We start from the raw sequence: 18,219 nt of genomic DNA, 5'->3' as shown, positions 1-18,219 counted from the left end.
GCGCGTCAGTAACGATATTCGTAAAGCGGTGTTTAACCGCATTGTTACCCTGCACCCTAGTTACTTTGAAGAAAACCGCAGTGGCGAATTAATGTCGCGACTGACCACCGACACCACTTTGCTGCAATCTATTATTGGCTCATCTTTTTCTATGGCACTGCGCAGTGCGCTGATGCTAATTGGTGGCTTGGCAATGTTGCTATTCACCAATTTAAAACTGACCTTAGTGGTGGTGGCGTGTGTCCCCTTAGTGTTAGTGCCTATGCTGGTGTTTGGCCGTAAGGTGCGCAAACTAGCCAGCTCGAGTCAAGATGCGATTGCCGATATTAGTACCTATGCCGGCGAGATCATGCAAAACATTAAAGTGGTACAAAGCTATAGTCATGAGCAACGTGAACAGCAAGCCTTTGCGCGCGAGGTCGAAAAAGCCTTTAACGTTGCCAAAAGCCGTATTAAACAACGCTCATTTTTAATTGCCGCAGTGATCTTTTTAACCTTTAGTGCCATCAGCGTGATGCTATGGGTGGGTGGCAGCGATGTACTTGCCGGCACTATGAGCGGCGGTGAGCTTGGCGCCTTTGTGTTTTACGCTATTATGGTAGCGATGTCGGTGGCTACCGTGGCCGAAGTGTATGGTGAGCTGCAACGTGCTGCGGGGGCGGCCGCACGCTTGCTTGAGCTGCTGGCGGTGAACAGTGAAATTGAAAATCCAATTAACCCGCAAGACCATCAGTTAAACGCAACTCCTGATCCGCTAGCCATAGAGCTGACACAGGTGAGTTTTAACTACCCTTCTCGCCCCGATGTCAGCGCACTAAACAATGTCAGCTTAAAAATAGCGCCCGGTAAAACAATCGCTATTGTTGGCCCATCTGGTGCGGGTAAAACCACCTTATTTGAATTGCTACAACGCTTTTACGACCCAGCCAGCGGCGTGATTAAATTTCAGGGTGTTAATATTAAAGAGTTATCGCTCAATACCCTGCGTAATAAAATGGGCATGGTGGCGCAAAACCCTATTTTATTTAGCGCCGACGTGATGCACAACATACGTTACGGCAACCCCGATGCCACAGACGAGCAAGTTTATGCTGCGGCGAAACACGCGCATGCCGATGAGTTTATTCAACAATTACCACAAGGCTATCACAGCTTTTTAGGTGAACAAGGGGTTAGGTTATCGGGTGGGCAAAAACAACGCATCGTACTGGCCCGCGCTATCTTAAAAGATCCCGAGATATTGCTACTTGATGAAGCCACCAGCGCACTTGATGCACAAAGCGAGCACCATGTACAAGCGGCGCTGACGCACTTAATGCAAAATAGAACCACGCTGATTATTGCCCATAGGCTGGCTACGGTAAAACATGCCGATGTGATAGTGGTGATGGCAGATGGGGCAATAAAAGCAACGGGGAGCCATCAGCAATTACTGCAAAGCTCCCCGCTATACCAACGCTTATGTGAACTACAGTTCAATAAAGACTAAGGTGTGTTAATGCTGCCTAATCTTGCGTGTTAGGCACAATTTGAATTTCTACGCGACGGTTTTGCGCACGGCCATTCGCGGTGTCATTAGTCGCAATAGGACGTGTTTCACCATAGCCAGTAGTACTAATACGCGCAGCCATAATTTGCTGGTTTACTAGGTAGTTTTTAACGCTTTGCGCACGTTGTTGCGATAAGCTCATATTATAGCTGTCTTTGCCTGTGCTATCGGTATGACCTTCAACACTTAAATAGGTTTTTTCGTATTTGTTCATTACTTTTGCAATGGCATTCAGCGTATTGTGAAAACCAGAGGAGATATAAGACTGATCAGTTGCAAAGGTAATGTTAGAGGGCATCACCAAACGTAGGTTATCACCTTCACGCACCACTTCTACACCTGAACCCGCTAACTCGTCGCGAAACGCCGCTTCTTGCTGATCCATATAGTTACCCACGGCAGCACCGGCTAAAGCCCCTATCGCCGCACCAATAAAAATACGCTTATCTTTGTGGTTACCCGTCGCTTTACCTAAAATACCACCGGCGGCTGCACCAATCGCAGCGCCTTTACCTGTGTTATTGGTTTCGCAACCAGTAAGTAATACCGCAACAACGGTTACGCTTAAAAGTGATTTAGTTAACGTCATGATGTTTCCTATTCCTTAAGAATTTAGCACAAGTATGCGAAGGCATAGATGAACAAGCAATGAAGACGCGGATAAAAGTGTACAACAGATGCACGCGATAATTCATCCCGCAACGCTTTTCATAACTATGTCATACTATTAAGTAATAATCTGAGATTTAATAATAGGGGAGTTGTGTCGAAATGCTAGTTGCAATTTTTAGACAGTTTTTTTTACTTGGCTGTTTCAGCTTTGGTGGACCTGCGGCCCATTTAGGTTATTTTAAACGCCATTTTGTCGATCATTTGCAATGGCTAAATAATCAACGCTATGCACAGCTAATTAGCTTAAGCCAAGCGCTGCCAGGTCCGGGGTCGAGCCAAGTCAGCTTTGCCATTGGTGTTGAACGCGCGGGAGTGTGGGGCGGCATTGCGGCGTTTCTTGGTTTTACTCTGCCGTCTTTTTTAATCATGCTGTTACTGGCTATCAGCGCCCATCAATTTGACGCGATTTACTTTGCTATCATTGCTGGACTCAAACTGTTTGCGGTAGTGATAGTCGCCGATGCCACATTCAGTATGGCGAAGAGCTTTTGTACCAGTGTGGTACTGAAGTTAATCGCGCTATTAAGCACCCTTGCCTTAATACTGTTTCCCATGCTGGGCACGCAAATGGCAGTATTAGTCACTGCTGCTGCCATCGGGGCACTATGGCCATTATTAAAATTAACCACCACAGCGACGGTAAGCGCCGACAATAAAAGCACACTTAACGGGTGGGCGTTGGGGCTATTTTTACTGTTATTGGCTTGCAGCTTTATACCGCTGGCGGGTGATTTTTCCCTGTTTGCGGCGTTTTACCAAACCGGCGCCATGGTATTTGGTGGCGGCCACGTGGTATTGCCGGTATTACAAGCGGCCGTGCCCACTTTAAGCAGCGAGCAGTTTTTAACCGCGTATGCCAGTGCGCAAGCTGTGCCGGGGCCAATGTTCACTATTGCGACTTATTTAGGCGCCCAACTCACTATCGAGCAGCCCTTAGTTGGCGCCATGATAGCGACCGTACTGATATTTACTCCGGGCTTTTTACTCATGCTAGCGCTGCAAAAAAGTTGGTTAAACTTAGCCAGTAAACCCCGCTTCGCCAGTGCTATTGCCGCACTCAATGCCGCAGTGGTGGGTTTTTTAGCGGCAGCGCTGTATGCGCCCATTTGGACATCTGCTGTGCATAATAGCTGGCACATAGCGCTGGTAATTGCCGCATTTGCCTGGCTAAGATTAAGCAAGCCACCTATTTGGTGGCTATTACTACTCTTTATTGCTGTGGGTCTGGCGCAGTATTATGGGGCACTTTAATCTTCGGTTTTTCATTGCTGGGCCCTGCTGTGGGTGGCGAAAATTGGCCACTCACACTTTGAAACGGGCGTAAGCCAAAAATAGGTAATACCGCCAATAAATGATCCATGATCTCGGCTTGTAAATGCTCATAAGACACCCACCGCTTATCGCTACTAAAACAATAAAACTCAATCGGTAAGCCGTGGTTGGTTGGCTGTAACTCACGCACTAATAAACTTAGTGAGGTATTTATTTTATTATGTTGCTTTAAATAGCCTTCGGCATAGCGGCGAAACAAGCCTAAATTAGACACCGGATCGGGTAAACTGGCCGTGTGAATATATTGCGCTAATGGAATAGCCGCTTCGATTTGTTGCCGAAAATCATCTTCAACTAAAAAAATACTATTCATATCAATGTTGAGTGAGCGTTTCATGCGCCGGCCTGGCGATTCTTGCATGCTGCGCCAGTTTTTAAATGAACCAGCCACTAACATGTAGGTAGGAATGGTGGTGACGGTATGATCCCAGTTACGCACCCGCACGGTATTTAAGCCTAAATCAATCACCTCACCGTCGGCGCCATAATTATCTACCTGAATCCAATCACCATAGGTAACCAAGCGGTTAGCCGCAATTTGAATACTGGCAACAAAGCCCAAAATAGTGTCTTTAAACACTAACAGGGTCACCGCAGCAATGGCACCAAAGCCCGATAAAATATAGGTTGGCGATTTTTCTAGCACAATACTGACAATTAAAATGGTAGTGACAATAAAAGTAATTAACTTAAGAACTTGGATCAGCCCCTGAATGGGTACTTCGCGCGCAAAGTCTAACTGGTTATAAATCGCCCCCGCAATACTCACTATACTGCTAAAAATAAAGCCGCCATAAATAATTAACAGCGCTTGGCCCAAGGTTTTTAAAATTTCCTCGGCAATTGCATTCACCGGATAGACACTATCGAAAGTGGCTAAAAACACCACACAACACAGTAAACAGGCAATACGTTTATTAAGCTTATTTAACAACGGCGACAGCACACCAATACGCTGCGGGGAAATTTTCGTTACCACCTTTTGAATGCCAGGCAACATGAGGCGACGGGTAAATAAATACACAAATAATAACGAAAATATGCCAATAGCAACGGCCGTGATGGTGCTGAGGAAAAAGGCATCTGGCACCTTTTCAAACCAAGGGGCTATTAGCTCCTGCAGGTGAATGTTATGCATAGTCTGTTAGGTCCCTAACCGTTATAAGGCACGGTACTGAGTATAGAAAATAATAACTATCGCTATCGTAAGCCAAAAAACAAACTGCTCTATAAAGAGCAGTTTGTCGATGAATGGATGCTCAGCGCAGTTAACTGTTAATGTTCTTTGTTCGCAAGCTTAGTGAGCACCTGATCTTTTTCGCTCCATAAGCGATTGAGCTCACTTTGAAAGCGAACTCTAAAATCGGCATCACTGCTATAATCACCAATCAGCTGCTCGCTGACCGGTAGCACTGCAACGTGCACGTTAATTTGCTTCACTTTGCCACCGGCAAAATCCATAAAAGTAGGAATACCGTCGGGGTAATGAATGGTTACATTCACTACTTTTGAAATTTGTTCTCCCATGGCCTGCATAACAAATGCAACCCCGCCCGCTTTGGGCTTAAGTAATTGCGTAAATGGGCTATTTTGACGAGCATGTTTTTGCTCTGTAAAACGCGTACCTTCAACAAAGTTAACGATACTCACCGGCATTTCTTTAAATTTTTCGCAGGCTTTACGCGTGGTTTCTAAGTCTTTACCGCGTAATTTCGGGTTCTTTTTTAGCTGGCTCTTACTGGTGCGGGTCATAAATGGAAAGTCCAGTGCCCACCAACATAAACCTAAAATCGGCACGTAAATCAGCTCTTTCTTCAAAAAGAAATTCAAAAATGGAATTTTGCGATTTAATACTCGCTGCAATACCAAAATATCAACCCAGCTTTGATGATTGGCGATGACTAAATACCAATCTTTGAGTTTTACCTCTTCAAGCCCGGTTACATTAATTTGAGTAGGCGTAAATAGCTGTTGATTTAGGCTGTTAAAGGTCACCCAAATATTGGCAATTTGTTTAGCCAGCCAGCTCATTGCTGTTTGTAGTGGCTTTATCGGGATAAGCTTTATCACGCCACAAATAAAAATAGGCACAAACCAAATAAGGGTGTTTATGGTGTAACAGAAAATGCTCAATACACTGCGAATAACTGACATTACTTCTATTCCTTTAACGGTGCGCAGCAAGCTACACTGCGCTTTTTTATTAGTTTATTAGTTAACAATTAATCTTCAAAGTAGGTATAACCTTCCAGCCCGGCGTTTAGCTCGGCTAGGTATTTATCTTTGCAAGCCTTAGGAACGGCAAGCTTATTAACTTGCGCTGCAAAGTTCTCCGCCAAAATAGCACTATCATAATCAACATAGCCTAAAACATCTTTCACGCTATCGCCTTTAATCGCGTTGGTTAATACATAGCCATCATCATTTAGCTCAACATGAACCGAGTCGGTATCACCAAATAGGTTATGTAAGTCGCCCAGTATTTCTTGATAGGCGCCAACCATAAACATTGCAATGTGGTATTGCTGCTCTGGGTTATATTCTGGAATGGGTAAACTGGTTTCTATACCACCGCCTTCGACGTATTCGCGTATTTGCCCGTCTGAGTCACAGGTTATATCTTGAATGATCGCCCGCTGCGTAAGTGGCTGCGTTAAGTTTTCAATTGGCATCACTGGAAATAACTGCCCAATCCCCCATACATCGGGTAAAGATTGAAACAATGAAAAGTTAACAAATAACTTATCGGCTAATTTTTCATTCAGATCGTCCAGCACTTCACGGTGAGCGCGCACATTATCTTTTAATGACGCTCGCACACGGTGCAAAATAGTAAAATAAAGCTGCTCGATTTTTGCCCACTCTAGCATGCTCACCAAACCGTGTACGTATTGATCGTGCGCTTCGCTAAACAAATGCATCGCATCGTGATAGTTTTCCAGCGCCATGCGCGGGCTTAAGCGTTGTAAACATTGCCACATTTCATCCAGCACTAAAGCACTGTTTGCCTGTGGTGGCTCTGGATTTAAGTGATTTGGTGCGCGCTCTACATCAATCACATCGGTAATTAATACCGCATGATGCGCGGTTAACGCGCGACCCGACTCGGTAATAATAGCCGGCTGTACTAAGTCGTGTTGTTCACACACTTCGGCAAAGGCATTCACCACATTACGCGCATACTCTTCAACCGTGTAGTTCATTGAACAAGCACTGCGCGAACCCGAACCTTCGTAATCAACCCCTAAACCACCGCCAACATCAACGGTATTAAGTGGCACCCCGAGCTGGGTGAGTTCTGCAAAGTGGCGCGCACATTCGCGCAGCGCACGGTGAATATCGCGAATATTAGCTACTTGTGAGCCAATATGAAAATGTACCATTTGCATTAAATGCAGCTTGTTATGCTGTTTAAGTACCTCAACGGCACTGAGCACTTGCCCTGCGGTTAAACCAAATTTACCTTTTTCGCCACCGGTGTTTTGCCACTTGCCTTTACCTACCGAGTTTAAGCGAATCCGAATACCAATGGCGGGTTCAATCGCTAAATCGTCAATTTCTGCCAGTAACGTGTCCAGCTCCGAGAGTTTTTCCACCACAATTTTAACTTTGTGGCCCATCGCTTGAGCAATGCATGCTAAACGTAAAAACTCACTGTCTTTATAGCCATTACACACAATAGTAATAGGCGTTTGCGCCACCCCCAAAATTGCCATCAGCTCAGGTTTAGAACCCGCCTCAAGGCCGACTAAGCCACTGGGGTGCGCTAATAGTTTACTCACCACTGAGCGTTGCTGGTTTACTTTAATAGGATAAACACAGGTATATTGCCCCGTGTATTGGCGGTGGTTGCGTGCTTGGGTAAAGGCGTTAGTCAGCGTATCAACGCGGTTTTGTAAAATATCGGTAAAACGCACTAATACGGGCAAGGTGAGCCCTTGCTGTTTAAATTGTTCGGTTAATTGCGTTAAAGAAATGGCCGCTTTGCTGTTATCGCCATCTGGGTAGGCTACCAACTCACCGTGTGCATTTATATCAAAATAACCGTCACTCCAATGAGTAACATTATAAGTGGCGCGCGCTGTTTCTAAACCCCAGGTCATAGCAACTCTTCTTTAATCAATTAAATATGCCCGCATTTTAATACGTCACTATCTGCTAAGCTAACAAAAATTGAACTTTAAGCCACAACACGCGCATTTTATTTGCTAAATCGGTTAAAATAACATTGAGCAAAACCGCAAGCACTGGCAAAATCGCCCCTTTTTCATACTCAACTTAAAAAGTGTAAGAGCAACTATGGCAAATTTAGATCAAAGTAACTGGTTTACCGAAATTAGCGACCGCGATGGCAGCGCATTTTCATTACGTATTAACAAAAAGCTCGATGAAAAACAGTCTCCGTTTCAAAAAGTAGAAATGTTCGAAACCACTGACTTTGGTAATTTAATGATCATTGATGGTTGTACTATGGTGAGCAGCCGCGAAAACTTTTTTTACCATGAAATGATCAGCCACCCAGCTTTGCTTGCACACCCAAACCCTAAAAATGTGGTTATTATTGGCGGCGGCGACTGCGGTACCTTGCGTGAAGTATTAAAACACCCAGGCGTACAAAGCGTTACCCAAATCGACATCGACGAAGTAGTGACCCAAATGTCGCTAAAATACTTTCCTGAGTTGTGTGAATCAAACCAAGACCCGCGCGCTACGGTAATGTTTGATGACGGTATAAAGTACATGCGCGAAGCCGCAAGTGAGTCTATCGATGTGATTATTGTTGATGGCACCGACCCTGTTGGCCCAGGTGAAGGCTTATTTAACCATGCATTTTACACTAGCTGCCTAAATGCACTGCGCCCTGGCGGCATTTTAGTACAGCAAAGCGAATCGCCACTAATGCATATGCCTTTATTGGTCGAAATGCGTGAAGCCATGTTGAGTGTGGGCTTTAACGACTTACAAACCCTGCCCTTTCCACAACCTATTTACCCAAGTGGTTTATGGTCGGTCACATTAGCGCGTAAGTCTGAGTTGTTTAATGGCTTTAGAGAAGACGCAGCAGCCGAGATTGCACAGCACAGCGAATACTACAATAGCGGTATTCATCACGGTGCACTGGCAACACCAAATTATATGAAACGCGCTTTTGCTAAAAAGTAATCTCGCACTCTAAGCAATAGTTAACACTAAGGGTTCAACAGAACCCTTTTTTATGGTGAATTTTTTATCATATTGAATACGTATGTAGCGCATCGTATTTACTCGCAACTGGCTTTATGCTTAATGGTTCACAATGCGTAACCAAGGAACTATTATGCGAATATCAGCCCTGTTATTGCTCGCTTTTTCAAGCGTTAGTGTTGCTAAAACGGCAAGTATAGCGTCGCCGAACGGCAATATTACCATTAGCTTATCAGATGAGCTCAGCACCCCCAGCTACTCCATTAATTTTAAAAATAAAACAGTAATAGATAACTCAGCCCTAGGGTTTGCATTTAAACAGCAAGCGCCGTTTAGTGAAGGCTTTAAAATCACTAACACACAACAGCAAAGCGTTAATAGCCAATGGCAACAACCTTGGGGCGAACGCACCACAGTGACAGACCATCATAACGAAATTGCAGTTACTTTTAGCAAAGCCGATCCACATGGCGGTACTTATACCGTGCGAGTACGGGCGTTTAATAATGGGGTTGGCTTTCGCTATGAAGTCCCTGCACAAGCGGGCTTTGAAAATATCGCCATTACAAAAGAATTGACCGAATTTGCGATTGCTGGCGCTGACAATGCAACAGCCTGGTGGATACCAGCGCGCGGCTGGAACCGTTACGAGTACGTTTACAATACCACTCCCTTGCAAGACGCGGCTTTAGTGCACACCCCATTCACCTTTAAAAACCAAGATGGTGTACATCTTAGTATTCACGAAGCGGCGTTAGTCGATTACGCAGGCATGGTACTAAATCAGCGCCGTCCGGGTGTGTTTCAAGCCGATTTAACGCCTTGGTCAGATGGTATTGCGGTTAAAAAGCACGGTGCCTTTAATACCCCCTGGCGCACCATACAAATTGCTGAAAAAGCCGTGGACTTAATTAATTCCGATATTATTTTAAACCTTAATGAGCCAAATAAACTTGGTGACGTGTCGTGGGTCAAGCCGGGCAAGTACGTGGGTATTTGGTGGGGAATGCACATTAACACCCATACTTGGGGCAGCGGTGAAAAACACGGTGCGACCACTGAACACACTAAATACTATATGGACTTTGCTGCTGAATATGGATTTGATGGGGTGTTAGTTGAAGGCTGGAATACTGGCTGGGATGGCGATTGGTTTTTTAACGGTGACGTATTTAGCTTTACTCAAGCGTACGATGATTTTGATATAGACGCACTGGCAAAATATGGAAAACAACACGGCGTACAGCTGATTGGCCACCACGAAACATCGGGCAACGTCACTAATTACCGCAACCAAATGGCCGACGCCTTTGCCCTGTACGAAAAGTCCAATGTGAGCCAAGTAAAAACCGGCTATGTGGCCGATGGTGGCAACATAAAACGCATTGACCAGCAAGGTATTGCGCGCCATGAATGGCACGACAGCCAGTTTATGGTAAATGAATACCTATACAACGTAACACTCGCTGCTAAGCATAAAATTAGTATTAATACCCACGAGCCAATAAAAGACACTGGGCTGCGCCGTACCTACCCTAACTGGATCACCCGCGAAGGTGCCCGCGGCCAAGAGTTTAATGCTTGGGGCACGCCGCCAAACCCACCAGAGCACATTGCCATGCTTGCCTTTACCCGTATGCTAGCCGGCCCAATGGACTTTACTCCGGGTATATTTGATCTGAGCTTTAACGGTTTAGGCGCTGAGACTAACCGCCCACAAACTACCTTAGCTAAACAACTTGCGTTATATGTGGTGCTGTATAGCCCAATTCAAATGGCCGCCGACTTACCCAAAAACTACTTGGCTAAACCCGATGCATTTCAATTTATTCAAGACGTACCCACCGACTGGCAACAAAGTATTGCGCTTGATGGCGAAGTAGGCGACTTTATTGTCTTTGCCCGTAAAGAGCGTAAACGCGACAAATACACAGGCAATGATTGGTATTTAGGCGCCGTAACGGACGAACACGCCCGCACTATTGAGGTAAAACTCGACTTTTTAGAGCCAGGTAAACAGTTTGAGGCGCACATTTATCAAGACGGTAAACACGCCGAGTGGAAAAATAAGCCATACGATTTAAATATCGAAAAACGGCTAGTCACCGCAAACGATAAACTAACCTTAAAACTCGCTACTAGCGGCGGCACAGCCATTCGCTTTAAAGCAATCTAGTTGTTAACTAAGCAATCCCAGCGGTGTTTTATGCTACCGGTGGGGTTACTTTTATTGGTAAATATATTTGTGCACTAAGTCCGCCAGTGGGGCGATTAACCAGCTTAACCTGACCGTCATGCATATCAATAATGCGTTTTATAATAGCCAAGCCTAAGCCACTTCCCTCGCTTCCACGCGCGGTATCGCCTTGTTTAAACGGCTCAAACACCGACTCTAACTCGCTTTCGGGTATTCCTGGCCCGTTATCGTTAACCGCGATAACAACGTATTTTTTAGTGTCGTTAAAATAACTGCATACTTCAATATCGCCTTCAGAGTAGCGCAGCGCATTTTCAATCATATTGGTGAGCACCCGCTTAATCGCGACCGCACTAATAGGAATATGACCAACACCGGGGTTGCCTTTAAAGCTAATGACACGCTGATGTTTAAGCTGATGATTTACCACCTCGGCTACCAGTGCGTTAATATCTTCATGCACCCGCTCTTCACGCTTATGATGGCGTAAGTAATCAATAAACTGATCGATAATGCCGTTCATATCTTCAATATCGTAAATAATGCCTTCGCGCAGGTAGTCATCTTCATCCGCCATCATTTCAGTGGCTAAACGAATGCGCGTCAGTGGCGTGCGTAAATCGTGCGATACCCCCGCCATTAACAGCCGACGGTCATTTTCAAGTGCCGCAATACCGCGTGACATTTGATTAAAAGCGCGGGTCACTTCAATCACTTCGGTTGAGCCTTGTTCCGCTAACTTGGTGCTAAAGTCGCCCACTCCTACTTTTATTGCCGCTTGCTGCAGCGCTTTTAACGGCCGGTTCAAATGCCGCGCAAACAACCAGCCACCCAACACACTTAAAAAACCAATACTTGATAAGTAAAAGGTTAAAAATTCTAAGTTATTTTCTTTAAAGCCACTCAACGGCACTTTTACCCAATAGCCTAATGCTTGCGGCGCTTCGACCCAATAAATTAAGGGATCGGTTTGGCTAATACGCACCCGTGCCGAGCCATTAAGCTGCTCAGACATACTGCGTGATAACATCGAGTATTCGCGACTTTGCGCCAAACCACTGCGCATGGCTTCGCGTTGTGTCATTACCTCAATACCGGTTATTGCAAAAAATTTATCCGACACCTCATCAGTGACTTCAACCCCGTCTTCCCAGTCAATAAATACCGTTTTAATTTGCTTGGCGAGCATGAGGTTTACTTGCTCTATGGTTGGCTTGACCACATACAAACTCACCGTGATATAAGACACGACTTGATTAATTAACAACAGCACCGCCACTAAAAAAACGGTTTGCCCAAACGCACTGCGTGGAAAAATACTCATAGCGAGTTACTTTTCGCCGTCGGGAACAAATACATAGCCCAAACCCCACACGGTTTGAATATAACGCGGATTGGCGGCATCGGCTTCTATCATGCGTCTAAGTCGCGATACTTGCACATCAATGCTGCGCTCAAGCGCACTGTAATCACGTCCTCTGGCAAGGTTCATTAACTTATCCCGACTCAGTGGTTCACGTGGGTGAGAAACCAACGCCTTAAGCACCGCAAACTCACCGCTGGTTAGCGAAATCGTATTTCCGTCTGCGCTCATTTCGCGAGTGGCTAAATTAAGAGCAAAGCGGCCAAATTCAATTAAGTTCTCTTCTGCGGCAGGTGCCCCCGGCACTTCTTTAGCGCGGCGGCGTAAAATGGCTTTAATACGCGCCAGCAGCTCGCGCGGGTTAAAAGGCTTAGGAATATAGTCATCGGCACCGAGCTCTAGGCCTATAATCCGATCCACTTCATCGCCTTTTGCGGTGAGCATAACAATAGGAATGTCGTTTTCTTTTTGTCGTAAGCGACGGCAAATCGATAGGCCGTCTTCACCGGGTAGCATTAAATCGAGCACCATTAAATGAAAGTTTTCACGCTCAATTAAACGATCCATTTGCTCTGCATTACCGGCCGTTCTAACAATAAAGCCTTGCTCAACTAAATATCGTTCTAACAGGCTGCGCAAGCGCATATCATCATCAACAACCAGTACTTTTGTGGTTTCGTGTCCCATAATCCATTCTTATTTTTATAAAACGACTCACTGTTAATATAATTGAAAATCCCAATAATCAAAAACTTATTAACCAGTTAGATTGTTACTGAACATTTCAAAAAATATAACCACACGATTATTGATATTAGACTCGACAAATTTCACCAATTTTAATACCTTGCTCACCACCCACGTTAAAGAGCAGTGACCGTGAAAACAAACCTAATTACCCGTGAAGGGTATGTGCAATTACAGCAAGAACACGACCATTTATGGAATGTGAAACGCCCTGAAGTAACAAAAATTGTTAGTTGGGCTGCCAGCCTTGGCGATCGCTCTGAAAATGCTGACTATCAATATAACAAGCGTTTGTTACGCCAAATAGATCGCCGTGTCAGATACTTACGCAAGCGACTCCCCGACCTAAAAATTGTCGATTACGCGCCAGTGCAAGATGGCAAGGTGTTTTTTGGTGCGTGGGTCGAAATAGAAAACGAGCAAGGCGAAACAAAAAGCTTTAGAATTGTTGGCCCCGACGAAATTTACCATCGTAAAGACTATATTTCTATTGATGCCCCGATGGCACGTGCCTTACTAAAAAAACAAGTGGATGATGAGTTTGAAGTTGATACGCCGCAAGGCAAAAAGCAGTGGTACGTAAATAGTATTGAATACCAAAAAAATACCTAACCTAAAGTGATTCAGATCAGGTTAATTTTTATTGTATATATTTTAACAGTACGCTATAACAGAGCGAGCTTAAGTTAATATTGTTTAATGCAAGCTTAGTTAATTAAGGTAAACGTCACAATGTCAAAGCTAATATCGCGCATCTTCAGTAACGCCATATTACTTACACTTGTAATGAGTGTCAGTTTGACGCTGCACGCCAGTATTAACAAAGCACCATCAAGTTCCACTACTGCCACTACTCATTTTATTGCTTTTGATGACTTTGACCAAGACGCTCCCGAGCTAGACCTTGATGCCCACGCTTATGAGCTCTGCCTTAGGGTGCTACAACCACTCGCTACCGCCCAGCACTCTCATTATAAAAGCACTATTTTAGCCAAACCTTTTAGCTGTGCACTGCAGCGCGGCCCTCCTCGTTATTTAATTTAATCCTTTTTTATTTCCAACAGATTAAATTTTATAACGAACAAAGGTGGCTATTATGTCTAACTTTAAAGCACTACGTATTCAAAATATTGCTCATGGTGTTCTCGCTCATAACATAGATAACGCACCCGCTATCATTGATTTAGCATCACCAGCGCAAACCATGATTAATAACTTCACTAATAAAACACCGCTGCGCGCGCACCCCGACACTCGTGTAGAGCAAGCACTTAACTTACTCAGTTTACAGTATGCTGATTTTATTTTAGTGACCAATAGCTCAGACACGTTAATCGGCATAGTTTCAAGTGCAGACTTACAAAGCTCGAAAATAATTATTGCCGCTCAGCGTTTAGGTCTGCCTCGCACTGAGGTGAACTTATCGCACTTAATGACGCCATTAACGCATTTGCACGGTATTAGCCTGCAAAGCTTAAACTACGCCTGTATTGGTGATGTATTACAAACCATGCAGCAGCGCGGCGCTATGTATTTATTAGTCACCGCCGCCAGTGGCGAGATCTGTGGTTTAATTTCCGCCCGTGGCATTGCAAAAACACTGCAAATTCCGCTGCACATTGCCCCTATCGCCAACGGCTTTAGTGAAGTATTAGCCAGCATTGAACACCCCCACTAACGCGCTTTTTAACGGTGAAAGTGTTCGCTTTCGTTAACCCCGCTTAAAGCAAGTTAAATAGCTTGCTTTAAGCGCTTTTTATTACCTCCCCCTGTGATATTATTCAAGGCAATTGATTACGTCAGAATAGCTATTCTGGTCTTATTTTTGTTTAAAAAGGTGTTTGCATGAGCGATATCTCTGCACGTTTAGCTAGTGAGCTAAATGCCCAACAGCAACAAGTTGTTGCTGCCACAAAGTTACTTGATGAAGGCGCCACAGTACCGTTTATTGCCCGTTACAGAAAAGAAGTTACCGGTGGACTCGACGACACCCAACTGCGCCTACTTGAGCAGCGTTTAGCCTATTTACGTGAGCTTGAAGAGCGTCGTAGCTTTATTTTATCGACCATTGAGTCACAAAATAAACTCACTGCAGAGTTAACAGCCGACATACATAACGCGGAAAGTAAAACCGAGCTTGAAGACTTGTATCTTCCCTATAAAGCCAAACGTCGCACCAAAGGGCAAATAGCCATAGAAGCAGGATTAGAGCCGTTGGCAAATGCATTATTTAACGATGCCAGCCTTGACCCTGAGCAACATGCAGCACAATTTGTGAATGCCGAAAAAGGCATTAGTGACACAAAAGCGGCACTTGAAGGGGCTAAGTTTATTTTAATGGAACGCTTTGCTGAAGATGCTAAGTTACTGGCTAAATTTAGAAGCTATATTAGCCAAAACGGCGTTATTGAAAGCAGCGTTATTAAAGGCCAAGAACAAGCAGGCGCTAAATACCGTGACTACTTTGAGCATCAAGAAGCACTTAATAAAGTCCCTTCGCACCGTGCACTGGCGATGCTTAGAGCGCGCAACGAAGGCATTTTGCAGCTTACTATAAACCCCGAACCAAGCGTAGAAAACTCGTCACAGCTGTGCGCGCAAATGATTGCCGATCATTACCGTTTAGATATAAAAAACCAAGCCGCAAGTGCTTGGCTGTTAACGGTAGTGCAATGGGCATGGAAAGTAAAACTGGGCTTACATCTCGAAAACGAATTTTTAGCCGCGATGCGCGAAAAAGCCGAAACCGGCGCGATTGACGTATTCGCTAAAAACTTAAAAGACTTATTAATGGCCGCGCCGGCGGGGCCGCGCACCACATTAGGACTCGATCCGGGGTTACGTACTGGCTGTAAAATTGCAGTGGTCGATAGCACGGGTAAACTCCTTACCACGCAAACTATTTTCCCCCATGCACCACAAAATCATTGGGACAAATCGCTGCGTACCCTAGAGCAGTTATGTCGCCAACATAAAGTGGAACTGATTGCGATTGGTAATGGCACCGCGTCTCGCGAGTCAGATAAATTAGTCGGCGAACTAATAAAAGCCAACCCCGAGCTTAAGCTCAATAAAATTATGGTTAGCGAAGCGGGCGCATCGGTGTATTCGGCTTCAGAATTTGCTGCCAATGAGTTTCCAAATCTCGATGTGTCATTACGCGGCGCGGTGTCTATTGCGCGCCGTTTACAAGACCCACTAGCCGAGCTTGTTAAAATTGAGCCTAAAGCCATTGGCGTAGGCCAATACCAACACGATGTATCGCAAAGCCAACTCGGGCAAAGTCTGATTTCAGTGGTAGAAGACTGTGTTAACTTGGTAGGTGTTGATTTAAATATGGCCTCGGTGCCATTATTGACTCGCGTGTCGGGGTTAAACAAAACCTTAGCGCAAAATATTGTCAATCATCGCGATACTCATGGCTCGTTTACTAAGCGCAGCGAACTGAAAAAAGTAGCGCGTTTAGGACCCAAGGCCTTTGAACAAGCGGCCGGTTTCTTACGCATTAACAACGGTAGCGACCCGCTAGATAACTCGTCGGTGCACCCTGAAGCATATCCGGTTGTTAAGCGTATTTGTGAGCACAATAAGGTGGATGTAAATAGCTTAATTGGCAATAGCGAGTTTTTAACTAAGCTGGCCGCAAACGACTACACCGACGAAAAGTTTGGTTTACCTACCGTGACCGACATTATTAGTGAACTTGATAAACCAGGGCGCGATCCTCGCCCGGAATTTAAAACCGCCGAGTTCAAAGCCGGTGTTGAAAAAATTAGCGATCTAAAGCCAGGAATGATTTTAGAAGGGGTAGTCTCTAACGTCGCTAACTTTGGTGCCTTTGTCGATGTGGGTGTACACCAAGATGGTTTAGTGCACATTTCATCGCTCACCAATAAATTTATTTCCGATCCGCGTGAAGTGGTTAAAGCGGGCGATATTGTTAAAGTAAAAGTAGTCGAAGTCGATGCTGCGCGTAAACGTATTAGCTTTACTATGCGCTTAGATGACGAGGTTGATAGCAGCAAAAAAGCAGCTCCTGCTGCTGCACACAAGCCGCGTAACAATAACGCATCACCACGGACGGCCAAGCCCAAACGTGACACAGGTAATGCCATGATGGGCAATGCTTTTGCCGATGCATTCGCCAATGCTAAGGTGAAAAAATAGCCCTATATGCAGTAACTATGTGTAGCAAATAAAAAAACCGCTTAATGCGGTTTTTTTATAACTAAGCAGAGCACAGGTTAGCTAAATTATTGCATTAAATCTGTGCAGAAAATTCGCTTTGCGCGCTTGGCGAAGTCGCCATCTGATAAAAGTGCGCAATACGTCCGGCACGTGCTGCTACTTCGCTGTCGCGAGTGTCAGCATCACTTTTTGCCAGTTTCGTTTCATTTTCGTCAGTTGAAAACGAGGCTCGTTGTGAGCTGTTAGTTTGCGGGTCATCGTCATTTTTGGTGCGTGCAAGCTCTGCTTGCGCGGCCAATAACTTTTGCATCGCGTCGGCGGCTATCGCTCTATCGGCGCTTGAAGGTTCTGCCGGTGCTAGTGCTGCTGCGCGTACAGTTTGCATTTTTTCTATGGTGGCTTTGGGATCACCATTCACTACCGCCACATCAATGGGCACCTCGCCCCCCACAGCATAATTAGTGCCATCGGGTCCGCGTTGATATTGATAGCTTGGTGAGCCAGCGTATTGCCCCCCGACAACGGCATGCGCTTGTTCGTGAGTTCGTACCTCAGTGTCGCGCGCTTTAAGCTGTTTGATTTGTTGCAACTCTTGCTCTTGCTCTGCGGCTTGCTGCTGTTGTTGCTCTTCGTGTTGTTGCTGTTGTTCGCTATTTTTTGAGCTATTTGAATCTTGCCGCGATTGCACTGACTCCTTATCCGTTAGCTTGCCATTAGCATCATAGGTTGCAGTGTCATTGTTACCGGGTAATTTTGCTTTTTCAGCATCGCTTTGTGCTTTTGTTTCAGTGTTGCTCGGGTTGCTGGCAGCGGGCGGCGGGATCGCTTCACGTAGTTGGTTATCACGGCGCGCCGTTTCAGTATAAACATTTGCCGTGTTTATATTGATAGAGGGGAACGGCGTGACAATATTCATCGTGCTTACACGTTTATATCAATTAATGTACCGAGTACATCGTCGGCGGTTTGTATCGATTTAGCGTTCGC

15 protein-coding genes are annotated in these 18,219 nt (G+C 45.1%); 8 read left to right on the top strand and 7 right to left on the bottom strand.

Annotation, left to right across the window (positions count from 1 at the left end; all coding sequences use genetic code 11):
* Positions 1–1,489, top strand: a 1,489-nt coding sequence (locus tag ABYB02_RS07150; RefSeq protein ID WP_372761780.1) for an ABC transporter transmembrane domain-containing protein, incomplete at its 5' end; no start/stop codon positions are given.
* A gap of 16 nt (positions 1,490–1,505) precedes the next feature.
* On the opposite strand, the gene ABYB02_RS07145 is transcribed toward ABYB02_RS07150, so the two are convergent.
* Complete coding sequence (locus tag ABYB02_RS07145; RefSeq protein WP_372761779.1) at positions 1,506–2,138, bottom strand: OmpA family protein; 633 nt, start codon at positions 2,136–2,138, stop codon at positions 1,506–1,508.
* Between the two features lie 182 nt (positions 2,139–2,320).
* On the opposite strand from ABYB02_RS07145, the gene chrA reads away from it, so the two are divergent.
* Positions 2,321–3,472, top strand: a complete 1,152-nt coding sequence (gene chrA, locus ABYB02_RS07140) for a chromate efflux transporter (protein ID WP_372761778.1) — start codon at positions 2,321–2,323, stop codon at positions 3,470–3,472.
* On the opposite strand, the gene ABYB02_RS07135 is transcribed toward chrA, so the two are convergent.
* The 3 genes from ABYB02_RS07135 to speA all read right to left on the bottom strand — a co-directional run bounded on the left by ABYB02_RS07135 (position 3,432) and on the right by speA (position 7,656).
* Entirely contained in the window at positions 3,432–4,691 is a 1,260-nt protein-coding gene (locus ABYB02_RS07135) for a mechanosensitive ion channel family protein (RefSeq protein WP_372761777.1), read from the bottom strand. The two genes, chrA and ABYB02_RS07135, sit on opposite strands and share 41 nt — an antisense overlap.
* A 137-nt stretch (positions 4,692–4,828) precedes the next feature.
* Positions 4,829–5,707: an acyltransferase gene (locus ABYB02_RS07130; protein ID WP_372761776.1), complete on the bottom strand. Its 879-nt coding sequence runs from the start codon at positions 5,705–5,707 to the stop codon at positions 4,829–4,831.
* Between the two features lie 68 nt (positions 5,708–5,775).
* On the bottom strand, positions 5,776–7,656 hold the full coding sequence (gene speA, locus ABYB02_RS07125) for a biosynthetic arginine decarboxylase (protein WP_372761775.1): 1,881 nt from the start codon (positions 7,654–7,656) through the stop codon (positions 5,776–5,778).
* A gap of 196 nt (positions 7,657–7,852) precedes the next feature.
* On the opposite strand from speA, the gene speE reads away from it, so the two are divergent.
* A complete protein-coding gene (speE, locus tag ABYB02_RS07120; protein WP_372761774.1) occupies positions 7,853–8,716 on the top strand; it encodes a polyamine aminopropyltransferase in 864 nt (287 codons plus the stop codon).
* A 154-nt stretch (positions 8,717–8,870) separates the two neighbouring features.
* Positions 8,871–10,913: a glycoside hydrolase family 97 protein gene (locus ABYB02_RS07115; protein WP_372761773.1), complete on the top strand. Its 2,043-nt coding sequence runs from the start codon at positions 8,871–8,873 to the stop codon at positions 10,911–10,913.
* A 28-nt stretch (positions 10,914–10,941) separates the two neighbouring features.
* On the opposite strand, the gene envZ is transcribed toward ABYB02_RS07115, so the two are convergent.
* Together envZ and ompR are read right to left on the bottom strand one after the other, a co-directional pair.
* On the bottom strand, positions 10,942–12,258 hold the full coding sequence (gene envZ / locus ABYB02_RS07110) for a two-component system sensor histidine kinase EnvZ (RefSeq protein ID WP_372761772.1): 1,317 nt from the start codon (positions 12,256–12,258) through the stop codon (positions 10,942–10,944).
* Positions 12,259–12,264: 6 nt separating this feature from the next.
* Complete coding sequence (gene ompR / locus ABYB02_RS07105; RefSeq protein ID WP_372761771.1) at positions 12,265–12,984, bottom strand: two-component system response regulator OmpR; 720 nt, start codon at positions 12,982–12,984, stop codon at positions 12,265–12,267.
* A gap of 192 nt (positions 12,985–13,176) precedes the next feature.
* Here ompR and greB point away from each other — a divergent pair, with 192 nt between their 5' ends.
* The 4 genes from greB (at position 13,177) to ABYB02_RS07085 (ending at position 17,211) form a co-directional block, all read left to right on the top strand.
* Positions 13,177–13,656 carry a transcription elongation factor GreB gene (greB, locus tag ABYB02_RS07100; protein WP_372761770.1) on the top strand — a complete coding sequence of 160 codons (480 nt, stop codon included), beginning with the start codon at positions 13,177–13,179 and terminating at the stop codon, positions 13,654–13,656.
* Between the two features lie 120 nt (positions 13,657–13,776).
* Positions 13,777–14,088 carry a hypothetical protein gene (locus ABYB02_RS07095; RefSeq protein WP_372761769.1) on the top strand — a complete coding sequence of 104 codons (312 nt, stop codon included), beginning with the start codon at positions 13,777–13,779 and terminating at the stop codon, positions 14,086–14,088.
* Positions 14,089–14,140: 52 nt separating this feature from the next.
* Positions 14,141–14,722 carry a CBS domain-containing protein gene (locus ABYB02_RS07090; RefSeq protein WP_372761768.1) on the top strand — a complete coding sequence of 194 codons (582 nt, stop codon included), beginning with the start codon at positions 14,141–14,143 and terminating at the stop codon, positions 14,720–14,722.
* Between the two features lie 167 nt (positions 14,723–14,889).
* A complete protein-coding gene (locus ABYB02_RS07085) occupies positions 14,890–17,211 on the top strand; it encodes a Tex family protein (protein WP_372761767.1) in 2,322 nt (773 codons plus the stop codon).
* A 94-nt stretch (positions 17,212–17,305) separates the two neighbouring features.
* Here the strand turns inward: ABYB02_RS07085 and ABYB02_RS07080 are convergent, their stop codons facing one another.
* Positions 17,306–18,148 (bottom strand): putative metalloprotease CJM1_0395 family protein, encoded by an 843-nt coding sequence (locus tag ABYB02_RS07080; protein ID WP_372761766.1) that lies wholly within the window; start codon positions 18,146–18,148, stop codon positions 17,306–17,308.
* Positions 18,149–18,219: the final 71 nt, after the last annotated feature.

Source organism: Pseudoalteromonas sp. (genome assembly GCF_041613455.1).
In the GTDB taxonomy this organism is placed as follows: domain Bacteria; phylum Pseudomonadota; class Gammaproteobacteria; order Enterobacterales; family Alteromonadaceae; genus Pseudoalteromonas.
Note: the sequence above shows the minus strand (reverse complement) of the source record. Positions and strands in the feature narration are given on the sequence as shown.